Source organism: Sulfitobacter dubius (assembly GCF_027214245.1).
Classification (GTDB): domain Bacteria; phylum Pseudomonadota; class Alphaproteobacteria; order Rhodobacterales; family Rhodobacteraceae; genus Sulfitobacter; species Sulfitobacter dubius_A.
The window spans coordinates 24,895-40,933 of the sequence record NZ_JAPWHM010000002.1 but is presented as its reverse complement, the minus strand read 5'-3'; the positions used below and the strand labels follow the sequence as shown (position 1 = coordinate 40,933).

General features: G+C 61.4%; 14 protein-coding genes. 6 read left to right on the top strand and 8 right to left on the bottom strand.

Annotation, left to right across the window (positions count from 1 at the left end):
* Positions 1–55 precede the first annotated feature (55 nt).
* Positions 56–694 carry a ParA family partition ATPase gene (gene parA, locus O4H31_RS04110; RefSeq protein WP_269343101.1) on the top strand — a complete coding sequence of 213 codons (639 nt, stop codon included), beginning with the start codon at positions 56–58 and terminating at the stop codon, positions 692–694.
* Positions 695–800: 106 nt separating this feature from the next.
* On the opposite strand, the gene dctP is transcribed toward parA, so the two are convergent.
* Genes dctP through O4H31_RS04095 form a run of 3 tightly spaced genes read right to left on the bottom strand, consistent with a single transcriptional unit; the run spans position 801 to position 3,723 of the window.
* Positions 801–1,889, bottom strand: coding sequence for a TRAP transporter substrate-binding protein DctP (gene dctP, locus O4H31_RS04105; RefSeq protein ID WP_269343100.1), 1,089 nt, complete (start codon positions 1,887–1,889; stop codon positions 801–803).
* 21 nt (positions 1,890–1,910) lie between these two features.
* A complete protein-coding gene (locus O4H31_RS04100) occupies positions 1,911–3,206 on the bottom strand; it encodes a TRAP transporter large permease (RefSeq protein ID WP_067622593.1) in 1,296 nt (431 codons plus the stop codon).
* A 16-nt stretch (positions 3,207–3,222) separates the two neighbouring features.
* Positions 3,223–3,723 (bottom strand): TRAP transporter small permease subunit, encoded by a 501-nt coding sequence (locus O4H31_RS04095; RefSeq protein WP_269344129.1) that lies wholly within the window; start codon positions 3,721–3,723, stop codon positions 3,223–3,225.
* 241 nt (positions 3,724–3,964) lie between these two features.
* Between O4H31_RS04095 and O4H31_RS04090 the strand changes: the two genes are divergently transcribed.
* Entirely contained in the window at positions 3,965–5,059 is a 1,095-nt protein-coding gene (locus O4H31_RS04090; RefSeq protein WP_067622572.1) for a TRAP transporter substrate-binding protein, read from the top strand.
* Positions 5,060–5,344: 285 nt separating this feature from the next.
* Here O4H31_RS04090 and O4H31_RS04085 read toward each other — a convergent pair whose 3' ends face one another.
* The 5 genes from O4H31_RS04085 to O4H31_RS04065 form a co-directional block, all read right to left on the bottom strand.
* Complete coding sequence (locus tag O4H31_RS04085) at positions 5,345–6,736, bottom strand: TRAP transporter large permease (protein WP_269343096.1); 1,392 nt, start codon at positions 6,734–6,736, stop codon at positions 5,345–5,347.
* Complete coding sequence (locus O4H31_RS04080; RefSeq protein WP_269343094.1) at positions 6,736–7,314, bottom strand: TRAP transporter small permease subunit; 579 nt, start codon at positions 7,312–7,314, stop codon at positions 6,736–6,738. The genes O4H31_RS04085 and O4H31_RS04080 overlap by 1 nt, the downstream gene beginning before the upstream one ends.
* A 143-nt stretch (positions 7,315–7,457) precedes the next feature.
* On the bottom strand, positions 7,458–8,378 hold the full coding sequence (locus O4H31_RS04075; protein ID WP_269343092.1) for an isoaspartyl peptidase/L-asparaginase family protein: 921 nt from the start codon (positions 8,376–8,378) through the stop codon (positions 7,458–7,460).
* Positions 8,379–8,405: 27 nt separating this feature from the next.
* Positions 8,406–10,790 (bottom strand): transketolase-like TK C-terminal-containing protein, encoded by a 2,385-nt coding sequence (locus O4H31_RS04070; protein ID WP_269343089.1) that lies wholly within the window; start codon positions 10,788–10,790, stop codon positions 8,406–8,408.
* Between the two features lie 78 nt (positions 10,791–10,868).
* Positions 10,869–12,071 carry a methionine gamma-lyase gene (locus tag O4H31_RS04065; RefSeq protein ID WP_269343087.1) on the bottom strand — a complete coding sequence of 401 codons (1,203 nt, stop codon included), beginning with the start codon at positions 12,069–12,071 and terminating at the stop codon, positions 10,869–10,871.
* Between the two features lie 97 nt (positions 12,072–12,168).
* On the opposite strand from O4H31_RS04065, the gene O4H31_RS04060 reads away from it, so the two are divergent.
* The 4 genes from O4H31_RS04060 (at position 12,169) to O4H31_RS04045 (ending at position 16,028) form a co-directional block, all read left to right on the top strand.
* The gene (locus O4H31_RS04060) at positions 12,169–12,648 is read left to right on the top strand and encodes an Lrp/AsnC family transcriptional regulator (RefSeq protein ID WP_269343084.1); all 480 of its coding nucleotides are present in this window, start codon (positions 12,169–12,171) and stop codon (positions 12,646–12,648) included.
* 91 nt (positions 12,649–12,739) lie between these two features.
* Positions 12,740–13,813: a serine hydrolase domain-containing protein gene (locus O4H31_RS04055; RefSeq protein ID WP_269343082.1), complete on the top strand. Its 1,074-nt coding sequence runs from the start codon at positions 12,740–12,742 to the stop codon at positions 13,811–13,813.
* 19 nt (positions 13,814–13,832) lie between these two features.
* A complete protein-coding gene (locus O4H31_RS04050) occupies positions 13,833–14,978 on the top strand; it encodes an aminotransferase (RefSeq protein WP_269343080.1) in 1,146 nt (381 codons plus the stop codon).
* A gap of 87 nt (positions 14,979–15,065) precedes the next feature.
* On the top strand, positions 15,066–16,028 hold the full coding sequence (locus O4H31_RS04045) for a pyridoxal-phosphate dependent enzyme (RefSeq protein WP_269343078.1): 963 nt from the start codon (positions 15,066–15,068) through the stop codon (positions 16,026–16,028).
* The last annotated feature ends 11 nt before the right edge of the window (positions 16,029–16,039 follow it).

The window sequence follows — 16,039 nt, the reverse complement described above, 5'->3', positions numbered from 1 at the left end:
TTACCGGCTTGGCCCGCTATGCTGCGGTGCAGAGAACCTATTGAAGGCTTGGTAAATGAGCGTCCGGATTATCTGTGTAGCCCAACAAAAGGGCGGGGCAGGCAAGACCACCCTCGTTTCGAACTTGGCGATTGCCTATTTGGCAGCGGGCAAAAGCGTGGGCCTGTTGGATACGGACCCTCAAGGCAGCCTCGGCAAGTGGCTCGACATTCGCGAAGAGATGCTTGGACTAAACCCAAAACTGAAGTTCGCCACGGCGACCCCTTATGGGATATCCCGCGCCATCCGGACGGTCGGCAACGAGGCTGATGTCATTCTCATCGATACGCCCCCCAAAGCGGATAGCGATGTGCGGTGGGTCTTGCGCGATTCGGATCTGGTGCTGGTGCCGGTATCGGCCAGTCAGGCCGACGTCTGGGCAACCCATGACGTATTGGATTTGGCCGACCGGGCGCAGAAACCGACGCATATCGTGATGAACCGCACCCGCGCCGGCACGCGGGTCGGCGATGACGTGGCCAAGTCGGTGTCCGAGCTTGGGGCCGGGCGGCTTGAAGCGTCGCTGGCCAACAGAGTGATCTACGCCGATGCCCTTGGCCGGGGTCTGGGTGTGGTCGAGGCGAAAAAGTCCGGCCCCGCCGCGGATGAAGTCCGCGCGCTGGCGCAAGAGGTCGCAGGCATTCTTGAACTGTAGTCCCGGCAGAGCGGGGTCAATTCTGCCTCGGTACAAACCAAGCCCCTGCTAACGTAGAAAGGCCCGCCATTTGGCGGGCCTTTCCGTTAGAACCGATAGGTTCAAATCACTCCGCGCAGGCGCGGATTTTTTCGATGTCCGGACCGTTGGGCGTGCGGCCCAAGTTGAACGGCGCCGAGGCGTCACGCCATTTGGCGTAGTCGTTCAGATACTCCAACTGGCTCAGGTAAACCTTTGCGGAATCGGGGTTCTCACAGGCGGTTTCTTCGATGGTTTCGTTGGCCATTTCCTGAACGGTCGCCAGCGTCTCATCGTCGTAGCGGTTGATCTCGATGCCCGCGTCGAGGAACTGCTGATAGGCTTCGGTCGCGCGCTTCTCGGTGAAGGAGAGCGACCAGACGAGGTTGGCCTGTGCCGCGATTTCAAGTGCTTCGCGGGTTTCGTCCGACAGCGCGTCCCATGCGCCTTTGTTGATCATCACGCCGAAAATCGACGCCGACTGGTGCCAGCCCGGTGTCGCCCAGTATTTGGTGACCTGCTGGAAACCGCCCGAGAAGTCGACGTTGGGGGTCGAGAATTCCGCGCCATCGATCACGCCGCGCTCAAGCGACTGGTAGATTTCGCCACCGGCCATGGAGACCTGCGAACCGCCCAGTTTTTCCAACAGACGGCCCTGCTCCAGACCCGACAGACGCAGACGCTTGCCCTTGAGGTCTTCCAGCGTGACGATCTGCTCGTTGGTGCGGAAACCGGATTCGTTGTTGGTTACGCCGTAGGGCAGGTAGACCATGCCGAACTTGCCGTAGATCTCGTTGTAGAGCTCTTTGCCGCCCCACTGCTCGATCCAGTTGACGTAGTCGACCGCGTTGAACAGGCTCGCCGTGGTCGCCAGCGGCGAGAAGGCAGAGTTGCGGCCAGCCCAGTAACCGGGCCAGTCGGCGCCAGCCTGCACCGTGTTGGATTCAACCGCGCCGAAAACTTCGCCTGCGGGCACGAGGGAGCCGCCTTCGAAGAATTCAATGGTCAGGTCGTCGCCGGTCAGCTTATTGGCCAGATCAACGAAATGCTTGTCGATCTCGATCAGTTCAAGCGAAGTGGGCCATGTGGTGGTCATGGTCCAGTTGTCCTGGGCCGCGGCCTGCGTGCCAAAGCCTGCGCAGAGTGCCAGACCGGCAAGTGTTGATTTCAATTTCATAATATTCTCTCTTCCGTTGATTTATTTTGTATAGAGCGTTTCCGGCAGCCAGGTGACAAGCTGCGGGAACAGGGCGATGGCTACGCACATCATCAGGATCAATCCGATGAAAGGCAGCACACCGATGATGATATGCGACGTCTTGACCTCGCGTGGCGCAATGGCGCGCAGGTAGAACAGCGCATATCCAAAGGGCGGGGTGAGGAAGGACGTCTGCAAGACCACCGACATTAGGACGACGAACCACAACAGGCTCACGTCCATCTCCTGCACGATGGGCAGGAAGATCGGGAAGGACAGCAGCACGATGCCGGTCCAATCGAGGAAGGCACCAAGAATGAAGACGATGAACATCATCATCGCAATCAGCATCCAAGGGGCCATATCAAGGTTGCGGATGATCTCTTGCGTGGCGCGCAGACCCCCGGTGATGTTGAACACCCCGGTAAAGGCCGTCGCACCAATGACGATAAAGAGGATCATCGCAGAGGTCCGGCCCGTCTCCAACATCGCACCATAGAAGCTCGCCCATGTGAACTTGCGGCGCATGATCACGATAAGCAGAGCCAGCGCAGCACCGATGGCCGAGGCTTCGGTTGCGGTGGCAATCCCCGCAAGCAGGGAGCCCAGGATACCGAGGATCAGCACCAGCGGCGGCACGGCCTCGATGAGCAGCATTCGCACCAGCGCGGGTTTGCTGATCTTCTCATCAGGCTCAACCGCGGGGGCCATATCCGGGCGTACCACGGCGACGATGAAAACCCACACCGCATAGAGCAGACCCAGTACCACGCCCGGCACCATCGCCCCGGCGAAAAGCTCACCCACCGAAAGCGGCGAATAGGAGGCCATGAGGATCAACATGATCGACGGCGGGATCAGGATGCCCAGACAGCCCGAAGCCGCGATGACCCCGGTAGTCAGCGTCGGGCTGTAGCCATATTGCAGCATCGGGCGCAGGGCCATCACGCCCATCACGGTGATAGACGCGCCGATGATGCCGGTGGTGGCGGCCAGTAGGATCGAGATGAAGACCACCGCCAGCGCCAGACCGCCGCGGATGTTCGACATCAAAAGCCGCAGCGATTCGAACATCTTATCGGTCACGCCCGAATCGGACAGGAACCGCGCCATCAAGATGAACAGCGGAATCGCGATCAGCGTAAAGTTGTCGAGCACATCGCCGAAAATCCGGTTGATGACGATGCCCAGCACCATGGGCTTGCCAGCGATGACAGCGCCCAAGACGGCGGTGCCGCCCAGAACGAAGGCCAGTGGGTGGCCCATGAAAAGGCCCAGCAAAAGCAGGCCAAACATGGTGAGTGCAATGAGTTCAGGCGTCACGGGGCAGTTCCTGACGGTTAAGTACGAGTTTCAAAAATTCCGACGCGCCTTGCAGCAGCAACAGACCGGCAGCGAGGGCCATGGCCATTTTCAGCGGATAGACCGGCAGCTGCACGGAGCCATATGTCGTCTCACCTTGGGCATAGGAGCGCATGGCGAATTCATAGGAACGGGTGGTGAAGATCCACGCGAAGGGGAAGAAAAAGATCACATAGCCCGCCGCTTCGACCCAGCGTCGCAGGGTAGGGGCAAGGGTTTCGGTGATTAGATCAACCCGCACATGGGCTTGATGGCGCAGCGCATAGCCGCCCAACATCACGAAATAGAAGCCATATAACTGTTTCGTAACGTCAAAAGCCCAGCGAGTCGGGTCATTCAGCGCATAGCGCATGAAAACGTCATAGATGATGATTGCGGCGAAAATGACGGCAACGACCGACACGATACGCCCGACGAATTCGTTCATCTGGTCGATGAATTTTATCAAGATCTGAGCCCTCCCTGGCAGCTCGCACATTATTGGCCTTTCTGCCAAAAACAAGGCAAAAGACCAATAATAATGCTGCTTTAAGTAGCACTACGTATGCGGCGTGGGGAGAGTTTGTCCAGATGGAGAGGTTTCAATTTGCCTAAGCCATGGACATTTTCGAAAAGCGACGATTATCTGCTGCGCAGAGCCCTCCGCATCGACGCGGGGGAGGCTTAGCAAATATCCGTTTGGGAGGAAAAACATGGATCGTCGTTCATTTATCCGCAAAGCTGGTGTGATGGGGGCAGGTGCCGCCGCCACGACACTTGCCGCGCCCGCTATTGCGCAGGGCAACATCACGTGGCGCATGGTCACCACTTGGCCCAAAAACTTCCCCGGTCTGGGTGTCGGCGCGCAGCGTCTGGCCGACCGGATCACCGCCGCCTCGGGTGGCGAGCTGACCATTCAGGTCTTCTCGGCCGGTGAGATGGTGCCGCCGCTGCAATCGCTCGACGCCGTGATCGACGGTACCGCCGAGATGAGCCACGGTGCCGCCTACTACTGGCAAAACAAATCCCCCGCACTGTCCTTCTTTACCGGCGTTCCTTACGGCATGACCACGCCCGAGCTTACCGCTTGGATGCGCTACATGGGCGGTCAGGAAATCTGGGACGAGATTTATGACCAGTTCGGCGTTCAGGGCTTCCTTTCGGGCAACACCGGCACCCAGACGGGTGGTTGGTTCCGCGACGAGCTGAAAAGCCTCGATGATGTCAAAGGCGTGCGTTTCCGGACGCCGGGACTTGGTGGCCGCGTGTGGGAGAAGCTGGGCGCGACCGTGACCAACATGGCCGCGGGCGAGATTTTCCAAGCGCTGCAGTCGGGCACACTCGATGCCGCGGAATTCGTCGGCCCCTACAACGATCTGGCGCTCGGCTTCCATCAGGTGGCCAAGAACTACTACATGCCGTCCTTCGTGGAATCGGGTCTGGCGACCGAGCTTGTCGTCGACAAGAAGAAGTATCAGGAACTGCCCGAGAACCTGCAGGCGATCATTCGCGATGTAAGCCAAGCGGAATACGACCAAGTCGCCGCCGACTTCTACGCCAACGATCCCCGTGCGCTGAAGACGCTGCAGGAAGAGCATGGCGTGACCGTGCGCAACTTCCCCGACGACATCATGGAAGCCGGTGCCAAGGCGTCGGTCGAAGTGGTCGAAGAGCTGCGCAACAGCGACGATCCGCTGGTCAAGAAGACCGCCGACAGCTTTGTCGAAGCGCTGAACCTCGTCCGCACCCGGACCGAGAACATCGACAGCCCCTACGTTCAGGCGCGTCAGAAGTTCTTGAAGTACTAAGCTTCGCAGTAAGAGATGAGGAAAGGCCCGGTGAAGACACCGGGCCTTTTTTATTGAGGTAGGGGCCTAGTCTCTGTCCCGCCCGGTGGCACACCGGGCATCGCCCTCCCTCCCCCCGGAGGGCGATTTTGCAACCTCTCGCCGGCCGGATGGGTAGAGAGTGTCGCACCGCACCGGCCACTTTCGTAGGTTCCGATCGCCCCCCAGGGAGGGCGAAGCCCTTCGCGTACAAACGCAAAAGGCCCAGCGTTTCCACCGGGCCTTTGCTCTAGAAAAAGCGCCGTCTTACCCGGCGATCAACTTCGGCAACCATGTCACGATCTGTGGGAAGGCGAAAAGGATCGCAATCGCCACCACCTGCAGCATCACAAACGGCAGGATGCCTTTGTAAATCGCACTGGTCGGCAGATCCGCCGGAGCCACCCCGCGCAAATAGAACAGCGCAAAGCCGAAGGGTGGCGTCAGGAAGGAGGTCTGCAAGTTCACCCCCACCAGCACGCCCAGCCAGATCGGATCAATGTCCAGCATCAAAAGCACGGGCGCGGTGATCGGAATCACGATGAAGATGATCTCAAAGGTATCAAGGATGAACCCGAGGAAGAACATGATGATCATCACCACCGCCACCGCCGCCAAGGGGCCGCCGGGCAGGTTGCTCAGGAACTCATGCACCAGATTGTCGCCGCCCATCATGCGGAACACGATGGAAAAGACCGAGGCGCCCAGCAGAATGATGAAGACCATACTGGTGATCGTGGCCGTGGCGATCATCGTCTCCCGCAGAATGCGGAAGGACAGGCGCCAACGCAGGGCCGCCAGCACCATCGCCCCCACCGCCCCGACAGAGGCCGCCTCGGTCGGGGTGGCAATGCCCCCGAGGATCGAGCCCAGCACGGCGAGGATCAGCAAAAGCGGCGGCACGAGGGCCACAAAGAAATCCCGCACCAACTGGCTTTTCTCATCCGCAGGAACCGGCGTCGCGGGGCAAGAGGCCGGCGCGGTCGCGGCTTTGAACAAGACATAGCTGAGGTAAAGCGAGACCAGCAAAATGCCCGGCAGCAGGGCCCCGGCAAAAAGGTCCCCCACCGAGACCGGCGTCGGGGCAAAGTTGCCCTTGGCCATCTGCACCTGAGAGTTGATGCCCGACAGCATGTCGCCCATGAAGATCAGCACGGTGGACGGCGGAATGATCTGACCCAATGTCCCGCTGGCACAGATCACCCCGGTGGCAAGTTTCGGGTCATAGCCCGCCCGCAGCATCGCGGGCAGTGAGATCAGCCCCATGGTGACCACCGTGGCCCCCACAACCCCGGTAGAGGCCGCAAGCATCGCGCCCACCAGCACCACGGAAACCCCAAGACCACCGCGCATATTGCCAAAGAGTTTGCCCATGGTCAGCAGCAGTTGCTCGGCGATCTGGCTGCGTTCCAGCATCACCCCCATGAAGATGAAAAGCGGCACCGCGACCAGCACTTCGTTGGTCATAAAGCCGATGTAGCGGTTCGGCAGCGAGCCGAAGTTCGATGGGTCAAAAACCCCGAAGCCAATGCCAACGGCCCCGAAAAGCAGTGATACGCCAGCGAGGGTGAAGGCGACCGGAAAGCCCAATAACAAAAAGCCGATTACGCCAAAAAACATAAGCGCGGCGAGCATCTCGCCAATCAAAATCGGATCCATCAAACGGCTCCCTGCGGATGGTCTGCGGGGATTTGGTCCCGGCTGTATTGCATGGATTTGGGCACCAGTTCAGCATTGCCGCTGAGCACGAGGATGGAGCGGATGATCCATGCAATCCCTTGAATTGCGAGTAGAAATGCAAAGCCGATGATAAAGCCCTTGAGGATATAAAGCCCCGGCATGCCGCCCACATTGGCGGACCCTTCTTGATAGCCCCAAGCGCGTGTCACGAAGGGCATCGAATAGGTGTAAACGATCCAGCAGAAGGGTAGCAGAAAAACGACCACGCCGATTAGGTCGATCAGCGCGCGGCGTGCCATCGTGGCGGGGCGGTAAAAGATATCGACCCGTACATGGTCGTCGCGCAGCAGGGCAAAGCCTGCAACGGCGGTGAACATCGCGCCGTTTAGCCAAATATAAAGATCTTGCATCCAAACGAAGCTGATCGCGAAAAGATAGCGCTGCACGACCACGGTGAAACAGACCAACACGATGCCGAGTGCGAGCCATGAGAAGAGATTGCCGATGAATAAGTTCACCGCGCAGATAACTCTGGCAATTGCTGCTAAAAAACGCACCTTGTCCTCTCTCCCGTCAAGTTCGTTTGACCGTCAATCAAAGGGAGGGGGCTAAATGTCAAGATTTAGATGGCGGGTGGCCCGCGACGGGCCGCATTTGTCCCGCCTGCAGTGGCAGGAGGGCAACCGAAGGGCGGGGCCGCTCAGTAGATGCTGGTCTCAGGCGCGTTACCTTGCCGCACTGAGCCGCGGTACATCCCTTGGGAATTGAACGGCATGGCGATATTGCCCGCACCGTCGACGGCGATGACCCCGCCCGACCCGTCGTTAGGGGCCAGATCCTGCATCACCACATGTTCGGCGGCGGTGGCAAGGTCTTCGCCCGCGTGGCGCATGCGTGCGGCGATCTCTCCGGCGGCGCTCCAGCGGATAAAGACCTCTCCATGTCCGGTGGCCGAGACCGCGCAGGTCGCGTTATCGGCGAATGTCCCCGCGCCGATCATCGGCGTGTCGCCCACGCGGCCCGGGGCCTTGGCGGTCATGCCCCCCGTTGAGGTGGCGGCGGCTATATTTCCTGCAACATCGCGGGCCACGGCGCCCACGGTGCCATGCCGCACCGCCGGATCGTCCGAGACCTCGCCGCGCGCCCGCATCGCAAGCGTCTGATGCAGCGCGTCCCAGCGGGACTGGGTGAAAAAGTAGTCGCGGTCGCCGAATTCAAGCCCGGCCTGCCGCGCGATCTCGAGCGCGTTGGGGCCAATGAGCGTGACATGCTCGGTCTGCTCCATCACCGCGCGGGCCAGTTTCACCGGGTTCTTCGGGCCAAAGACACCGGCGACCGATCCCGCCCTGCGGTCGCGCCCATCCATCACGGCGGCGTCCATCTCCTGCGCGCCTTCCGAGGTATAGACCGCGCCGCGCCCTGCGTTGAACAGGGGCTCATCCTCCAGCGCGCAGACTGCCGCTTCGACCGCGTCCATCGCGCTGCCGCCTTCGCGCAGGATGGCTTCGCCGGCTTCCAGTGCGCGGGCGAGGGCGTCGTGATAGGCGGCCTCCTGCTCGGGCGTCATGTTTTCCTTCAGGAGGGTTCCGGCACCGCCGTGGATGGCAAGGGAATAGGTCATGTCGGTCCTTTCGTTCCGGGGGGGCGTCTAGCCCGCCACCCGGTGCAGCATCTGGCGGCCCGGGGTCAGCCCCTGCACCTTTTCCACGATCGATCGCGCGTCGATCCCGAAGTGGCGATAAAGGTCGGCAATGGTGCCGGTTTGGCCGAAGTGCTCAACCCCAAGCGGCACAGTCTGATGCCCCACCACCGAGCCCAACCACGAAAGCGTCGCCGGATGCCCGTCGATCACCGTGACCAGTTTGCAGTCGCGCGGAAGCTGCCCCAACAGCGTCTCAATATGGCTCTGCGCCGCGTGGTTGCCCCGCGCGCGGGCGCGTTGCGCGGCGGTCCAGCCCGCGTTGAGACGGTCGGCAGAGGTCACTGCCAGCACGCCCACGTCGCGGCGGCCTTCGGCGATGTTGCCCGCCGCTTTGATCGCTTCGGGGGCCACCGCACCTTGATAGGCGATCACCACGTCGCAGTTCGGCCCCGGCTTGCGCAGCCAATAGGCCCCGTCGATGGCGCCTTGGCGGAAGTCCTCGTCGACCCGTTTGCCGGGCTGTTCGATGGGATTGGTGGTGAGCCGCAGATAGACCGAACCGCCGGTCTCATCGCGCAACCACGTGCGCTCGTCCGGGTCGCCCTCGCCGTCCTTTTGCAGATAATCGAAGGCCCATTGCATGATCACCGCGAGCTCATCGGCAAAGGCAGGCTCGAAGCTCGCCAATCCGTCTTGGCTCATCCCAATAAGCGGCGTGCCGATGGACTGATGCGCTCCGCCCTCGGGCGCCAGTGTCACACCCGACGGCGTACCGACGATCATGAAACGCGCATCTTGATAGCAGGCATAGTTCAGCGCATCCAAGCCGCGGGCGACGAAGGGGTCGTAGACCGTGCCGATGGGAATGACCCGTTTTCCAAAGAGCGAATGCGATAGACCCGCCGCACCCAAGAGCAGAAAGAGGTTCATCTCGGCGATGCCAAGCTCGATATGCTGGCCCTCGGGGGTGAACTCCCATTTCGCGGTGGAAGGGATTTTCTCGTTGATGAAAGTGTCGGCCTGTTCCTTGCGCGCAAAGAGCTTGCGGCGGTTCACCCAAGGGCCGAGGTTCGTGGTTCCTGTCACATCCGGCGACATGGTGACGATACGCTGCGCCAGATCGCTGTCGCCCTTCGACAGATCGTCGAGGATCTTGCCGAAGGCCATCTGCGTGGAGATCTCACGGTCGCTCGACAGTTCGATCTGCGGGACGGGTAGCGTGGCGTCGCCATAGCGGCGGCGGCCCTTGGCGAAGAAGGGCACCCGGTCGAGCGCCGCTTGCAGCGCTTGCGGGTCCGCGACGGTGGCGAAGGGCTCCCATTCGTCGCCCTCATTCACGCCCATGTGTTTCTGCCAATCGGCCATCTGACTTTTGGTCATCAGCCCGCCGTGGTTGTCCTTGTGCCCCGCGATCGGCGTGCCCCAGCCCTTGATCGTGTAGGCCAGAAAACAGACCGGGCGGTCGTGGTCGATGGCGGCAAAGGTCTCGGCCATGGTTTCCACGCAATTGCCGCCGAGGTTTTCCATCAGCTCGGCCAGTTCGTCATCGCTGCGCGCGTCGATCAGTGCTGTGACATCGCCCTGATCGCCAAGCGCCTCCATCAGCCGCTCACGCCAGACCGCGCCGCCCTGATAGGTCAGCGCCGAGTAAAGTTGGTTCGGGCAATTGTCGATCCAGTCGCGCAGCTTGTCGCCGCCCGGCTCATCAAACGCCGCACGTTGCAGGGCGCCGTATTTCACCTTGACCACATCCCAGCCGAAGGCGTCGAAAATCTGCTCGATCCGTTTGAACAGCCCCTCGCGCACCACCCCGTCGAGCGATTGGCGGTTGTAGTCGATGATCCACCATGTGTTGCGCAGGTCGTTCTTCCAGCCCTCCTGCAGGGCCTCATAGATATTTCCCTCGTCGAGTTCCGCGTCGCCCACCAGCGCCACCATGCGGCCCAGATCGACATCCGCGCCCCAAACCTTCGCGGTGATGTAGTCCTGCACCAATGAGGCGAAGGAAGTCACCGCCACGCCAAGGCCGACCGAGCCGGTGGAGAAGTCCACATCGTCGATGTCCTTAGTCCGGCTGGGGTAGCTCTGCACGCCCTGAAATCCGCGGAAGTTTTCCATCTTTTCGCGGGTCTGATTGCCCATCAGATATTGCATCGCGTGGAAGATCGGGGAGGCATGTGGTTTGACCGCCACCCGGTCCTCAGGCCGCAGGGCGCTGAAATAAAGCGCCGTCATGATCGACACCATGGAGGCCGAAGACGCCTGATGCCCGCCCACCTTGATCCCGTCCACCTTGGGCCGGATGTGGTTGGCGTTGTGGATCATCCAATGCGACAGCCACAGCAGACGTTGTTCGATGGTCTTGAGCTGGGCAGGGGCGAGAGCGGTCATGGCAGGTCTTTCATTCTGAGGATCCCTCGGGCGGTGCCCTCCTCGACACCGCCCGCGACTGGTCCGGTCTCTGCCGGATCAGGCCGCTTGCATGTTATGCGCGCCAAGCGCGGCGTAAAGGTCATCAATGATGTCTTCCGCAGATTCCAGCCCAACCGAGAGCCGCACCAGCCCTTCGGCGATGCCATGCTCGGCGCGTTCCTCGGGGGAATAGGTGGAATGGGTCATGCTCGCCGGATGCTGGATCAGGCTTTCCGCATCGCCAAGGCTCACCGCGCGCTGAATGAGGTGCAGACGGTTCATAAAGGCGATGCCGCCCGGTTTGCCGCCCTTGACCTCAAAGGGGATCATGCCGCCGAAATTGCCCATCTGCCGCCGCGCCAGTTCGGCTTGCGGAAAGCTCTCCAGCCCCGGATAGGCGACATGCAGCACCGCCGGATGCGCTTCCAGCGCTTCGGCCACTTTGCGCGCGGTGGCGCAATGGCGCTCCATCCGCAGTTCCAGCGTCTTGATCCCGCGCAGTAGCAGCATGGCGGTCAAGGGCGACATTACGGCACCGGTCATGTCTTTCAGGCCAACGAGCCGCACCTGTGTCATATCCTCCAAACTGCCGACAACGAGACCCGCAACCACATCACCGTGACCGGAAAGGAACTTCGTCGCCGAATGGACGACGATATCCGCGCCATGTTCGATGGGCCGGGTGATCACCGGCGTGGCATAGGTGTTGTCGACCACCACCTTGGCCCCGGCGCGACGCGCGATGGCCGAGATCGCGGCGATGTCCACCAGACGGTTGTTCGGGTTCGCGGGGGTTTCGAAATAGACGATCTTGGTCTGGGCGCTGATTACCTCGGAGAGGTTTTCAGGCTCGGTCATATCGACCAGCGTCACCTTGACGCCAAAGCGCGGCAGACCGTGGGTCATGAAGGCGAAGGTGCAGCCATAGAGCGTCTTGTCGATGATGATCTCGTCGCCCGCCTGCAGGAACGTCCAGAGCGTGGAGGTGATCGCCCCCATGCCCGAGGCGGTGGCGAGGCCCGCTTCGGCCCCCTCAAGATTGGCGATGCGCTTTTCCAGATGGTCCAGCGTCGGATTGGAAATGCGGGTATAAAAATGCCCCGCGCGTTCGCCTGCGAACATGTCGCCACCGGCCTCGGCGGTCTCGAAGGTGAAGGTCGAGCTCATGTAGATCGGCGGGTTCAGCGCGCCCTGTTCGCTTTGCGCGTCATACCCGTGGTGGATGGCGCGGGTGGAAAAGGATTTTTGGTGCTCGGTCATGGCTGGCCCCCCTGTGTGAATTTGAGGGCATGATCCGATGGCACAAGAGGCATTTGGTTGCTAATATATGCGCAGATTTCAGAGGATTTGGCATATCATGCCCCAAACACCCCGATTGGACGCGACTGACCGCCGCATCATCCGCGCGCTACAGCGCAATGGCCGGATGACGAACCTTGATCTGGCCGAGGAAGTTGGCCTGTCGCCTTCCCCCTGTCTCCGCCGCCTGCGCGCGCTTGAGAAAAACGGCGCGATTCGTGGCTATAGTGTGGAGGTCGACGCCAAGGCCTACGGCCTGCCGGTTACGGTTATGGTGCGGGTAACGCTCGATGGCCATGACGAGGGCACGGTGAAACGTTTTGAAAATCAGATTCGCGCGATCCCGGAGGTGCTGGAATGTTTCGTGATGAGCGGATTGTCCGACTACCTGCTGCGCGTGGTGGTGGGTGATCTGGAAGACTACGAGCGTTTCGTGCGCGCCCGGTTGCACCCCATCGGTGGCATTGGGTCGATCGACACCAGTTTTGTCTACGGGGTGGTCAAACGCTCTCAGGTCTATCCTGATATCAGGGGCTGAGCGGGCGCGATTGAGGACGCCGAAACCATTTAACCGGTTTACAATTCCGCCCCCCTTGGGAAAGGTTCGCCCCAAGCCCCGAGGAGTCCCCATGACATTCGCAGCCACCCCCGCCCTGCAAGCCGTCGTCGATCACGCGCTGGCGCATGAGACCGACTGGCCCCGCTCGATGTATCACCCCGATGGGGCCTATGTCGGCAACCGCGAGTGGAACGAAGGCGGCCCTTGGACCGAGATCGTGGGCCCCGTCAAGCCGCGCGGCGGCCCCGCTGGGGTGATCCTGCACCGGGGGCAGCGGGTCGCCGATTGGGGCGATACGACGCGGACCGACATGACCTTTTCCATCGCCAAGAGCTACCTGTCGGTGCTGGCGGGGCTGGCGGTGAAGGATGGGCTGATCACCGACCTCGACGCTCCAGTGGGCGACAGCGTGCCGGGGCCGCATTTTGCGGGCGACCACAACGGGCGCATCACTTGGCGGCATATGTTGCAGATGAATAGTGAATGGCGCGGCGAGATTTTCGGCAAGGACGATCAGGTCGACCACTACCGCCAGATCGGGCCGGGAGCAGACAACAGCCGCAAGGGGCAACTGCGCAAAGTCGGCCCACCGGGAAGCCATTACGAATACAATGACGTGCGGGTGAACGCGCTGGCCTATGCGCTGCTGATGCGCTTTGGTCGCCCGCTGCCAGAGGTGCTGCGCGCGCGGATCATGGACCCGATTGGTGCCTCAGACGACTGGCGGTGGGAGGGCTATTCAACGTCGTGGATCGAGATGGCGGGCAGGCGCGTTCAATCGGTCACCGGCGGTGGCCATTGGGGCGGCGGACTGTTCATCAGCGCTGACGATCACGCGCGCTTCGGCCAATTCATCTGCCAAAACGGCCAGTGGAACGGCGGGCAGATCTTGCCCGAAGGTTGGATGCAGCAAGCGCTGACGCCCACGCCGACGCTGGATAAATACGGCTTCCTGTGGTGGCTGAACCGCGGGGCGGAGGCTGACCCCAAGCTGCCCGAAACCGCCTTTAGCGCGCAGGGCGCGGGTGGGCACACGATCTGGATCGCGCCGAAGCATGACATCGTGGCGGTGATGCGCTGGCTCGCCCCAACCGCCACGCCGCACTTTCTGCGCCAGCTTTTTGCCGCGCTGGCAGGCCACTGAGATACGAAAGGAAAACCCCATGAAGATCGCGACCTTCGGCGTCGAAATGTGGATGAACGAGTTCGAAAACCACTGCCGCTACAACCTCGCCGAGACCTGCGTCGACTCGATCACATTGGGAGAGTTGATCGACATGGCGGGCGTCGACAATTCGGTGCTGAGCGATCTGCGCGGGATGCGCATGGGCTACGGCGCGATCGAAGGCTCGGACCGTCTGCGCGACGCAGTGGCGGGGCTTTATGAGACCCAGAGCCGCGAGAACATCCTGACCACCCATGGCACAATCGGGGCCAATGCCTTGGTGCATCAGACTCTGATCTCGCGCGGCGACCATGTTATCGCCATCGTGCCGACCTACCAGCAGCACTATTCCATCCCCGAAAGCATCGGCGCAGAGGTCGAACTTCTGCACCTGCGCCCCGAGAACGGGTTTCTGCCCGATCTGAACGAATTGCGCGCCATGATGCGCCCCGACACACGGATGATCGCCACCAACAATCCCAACAACCCGACCGGCGCGCTGATGGACCGCGCGATGCTGGCAGAGATCGCCGAGATCGCGCGCGGCAGCGAGGCTTGGGTGCTCTGCGATGAGGTCTATCGCGGCACCGATCAGACGGGTGATGGCTATACCGCCTCGATCTGCGATCTCTACGACCGCGGCATCAGCACGGCGGGCATGTCCAAGGCCTATTCGCTGGCCGGGCTGCGCGTGGGCTGGGTGGTGGGGCCGCAGGCGCTGCTTGAGAAGGTTATGATCCACCGTGACTACAATACGATTTCCGTCGGGGGGATCGACGAGTATTTCTCGGCTCTCGCGCTTGAGAGCCGCGCGCAGCTCCTTGACCGCGCACATCGGATCACCCGGGGGAACCTCGAAATTTTAGCAGATTGGGTCGAGGCGGAGCCGCTGATCTCATGGGTGAAACCCCAGTCGGGCACCACGGCGCTGGTGAAATACGACCTACCGCTGCGCAGCCGCGATTTCTGCACCCAGTTGCTGGAGGAAGAGGGCGTGCTTTTCACCCCCGGCAGCGCCATGGATATGGAGGGTTGGCTACGCATCGGTTTCGCCAATTCGACCGCCGACTTGCAGGCCGGGCTGGCACGTGTCTCGACCTTCCTCGCGCGGCAGAGCGTGGCCCAGACCACCACGCAGCCTTAACCCATGACCGCCCTCCGCCGTGGTCATCGGTTCTGACGGACTTACATGCCGCAGCGGCGCATCTCAGCCAACCTGATGGAGCCTATCATGCCGCCAGCCTCTGATCTGATCGCCCAATCCGCCGCGCGTTCCTGCGTGGTTCACCGCAAGATCGCAGGCGCGATTTCACGCACCCCGGTGATTGCCTCGCGCCTACCGATGGCAGAGGGCACGCGCCTTTTCTACAAGACCGAGAACTTCCAACACACCGGGTCGTTCAAACTCCGCGGGGCCAATGCGAAACTGACCACGGTGCCGCTGGAGCGACCGGTCATCACCGCATCCTCTGGCAACCACGGCATCGCCTGTTCACGTGCCGCCCAGACCACGGGGCATGAATTGATCGTCGTGCTGCCCGAGACCGTCGTCGCCAAGAAACGCAAAACTATCGAAGGTTTTGGCACCAAGGTCGTGATCCATGGGTCGGATGCGTCGTTTTCGGAACGGCATGCGCAGGCCTTGGCCGAGGCCGAAGGCTACACCTACATCTCACCCTACAACGACGCTGAGGTGATCGCGGGCCAAGGCACCGCCGCACTGGAACTGCTTGACCAGATCGAAGGGGTCGACACTGTCTTTATCTCGATGGGCGGGGGCGGGTTGATCTCGGGCATGGGGGCGGTGATCAAAGAGTTCTCGCCGCAAACCCGTGTGATCGGCGTGAGTGCTGCCAACAGTTGCGCTCTGGCCGCGTCGATCAAGGCGGGCAAGATCGTCGAGACGGACCATCTTGACACGCTGGCTGATGGCGTGGCGGGCGGGGTCGATGAGGGGTCGCTCACCCTGCCGATGGCAAGCGCGGTGATCGACGAGATCGTATATTGCGACGAAGAACAAATCACCGCCGCGCTAAAGGTGCTGGCGTGGGAAGAAAATATGTTGGTCGAAGGGGCCGCCGCTTTGGCGCTGGCGGCCTATCTGGCAGAACCGCAGAAATACGCAGGCCAAACCTCTGCCGTTTTGCTTTGCGGGGGCAACTATGAGGTCGCGCAGTTGCGCAGCATTCTCTGATTGCAGCCCGG

Bases quoted from the DNA above. Each gene is read 5' to 3' on its own strand.
- parA (WP_269343101.1), top strand. From the start codon at position 56: ATGAGCGTCCGGATTATCTGTGTAGCCCAACAAAAGGGCGGGGCAGGC.
- dctP (WP_269343100.1), bottom strand. From the start codon at position 1,889: ATGAAATTGAAATCAACACTTGCCGGTCTGGCACTCTGCGCAGGCTTT.
- O4H31_RS04100 (WP_067622593.1), bottom strand. From the start codon at position 3,206: ATGTTTGGCCTGCTTTTGCTGGGCCTTTTCATGGGCCACCCACTGGCC.
- O4H31_RS04090 (WP_067622572.1), top strand. From the start codon at position 3,965: ATGGATCGTCGTTCATTTATCCGCAAAGCTGGTGTGATGGGGGCAGGT.
- O4H31_RS04085 (WP_269343096.1), bottom strand. From the start codon at position 6,736: ATGGATCCGATTTTGATTGGCGAGATGCTCGCCGCGCTTATGTTTTTT.
- O4H31_RS04075 (WP_269343092.1), bottom strand. From the start codon at position 8,378: ATGACCTATTCCCTTGCCATCCACGGCGGTGCCGGAACCCTCCTGAAG.
- O4H31_RS04070 (WP_269343089.1), bottom strand. From the start codon at position 10,790: ATGACCGCTCTCGCCCCTGCCCAGCTCAAGACCATCGAACAACGTCTG.
- O4H31_RS04065 (WP_269343087.1), bottom strand. From the start codon at position 12,071: ATGACCGAGCACCAAAAATCCTTTTCCACCCGCGCCATCCACCACGGG.
- O4H31_RS04060 (WP_269343084.1), top strand. From the start codon at position 12,169: ATGCCCCAAACACCCCGATTGGACGCGACTGACCGCCGCATCATCCGC.
- O4H31_RS04055 (WP_269343082.1), top strand. From the start codon at position 12,740: ATGACATTCGCAGCCACCCCCGCCCTGCAAGCCGTCGTCGATCACGCG.
- O4H31_RS04050 (WP_269343080.1), top strand. From the start codon at position 13,833: ATGAAGATCGCGACCTTCGGCGTCGAAATGTGGATGAACGAGTTCGAA.
- O4H31_RS04045 (WP_269343078.1), top strand. From the start codon at position 15,066: ATGCCGCCAGCCTCTGATCTGATCGCCCAATCCGCCGCGCGTTCCTGC.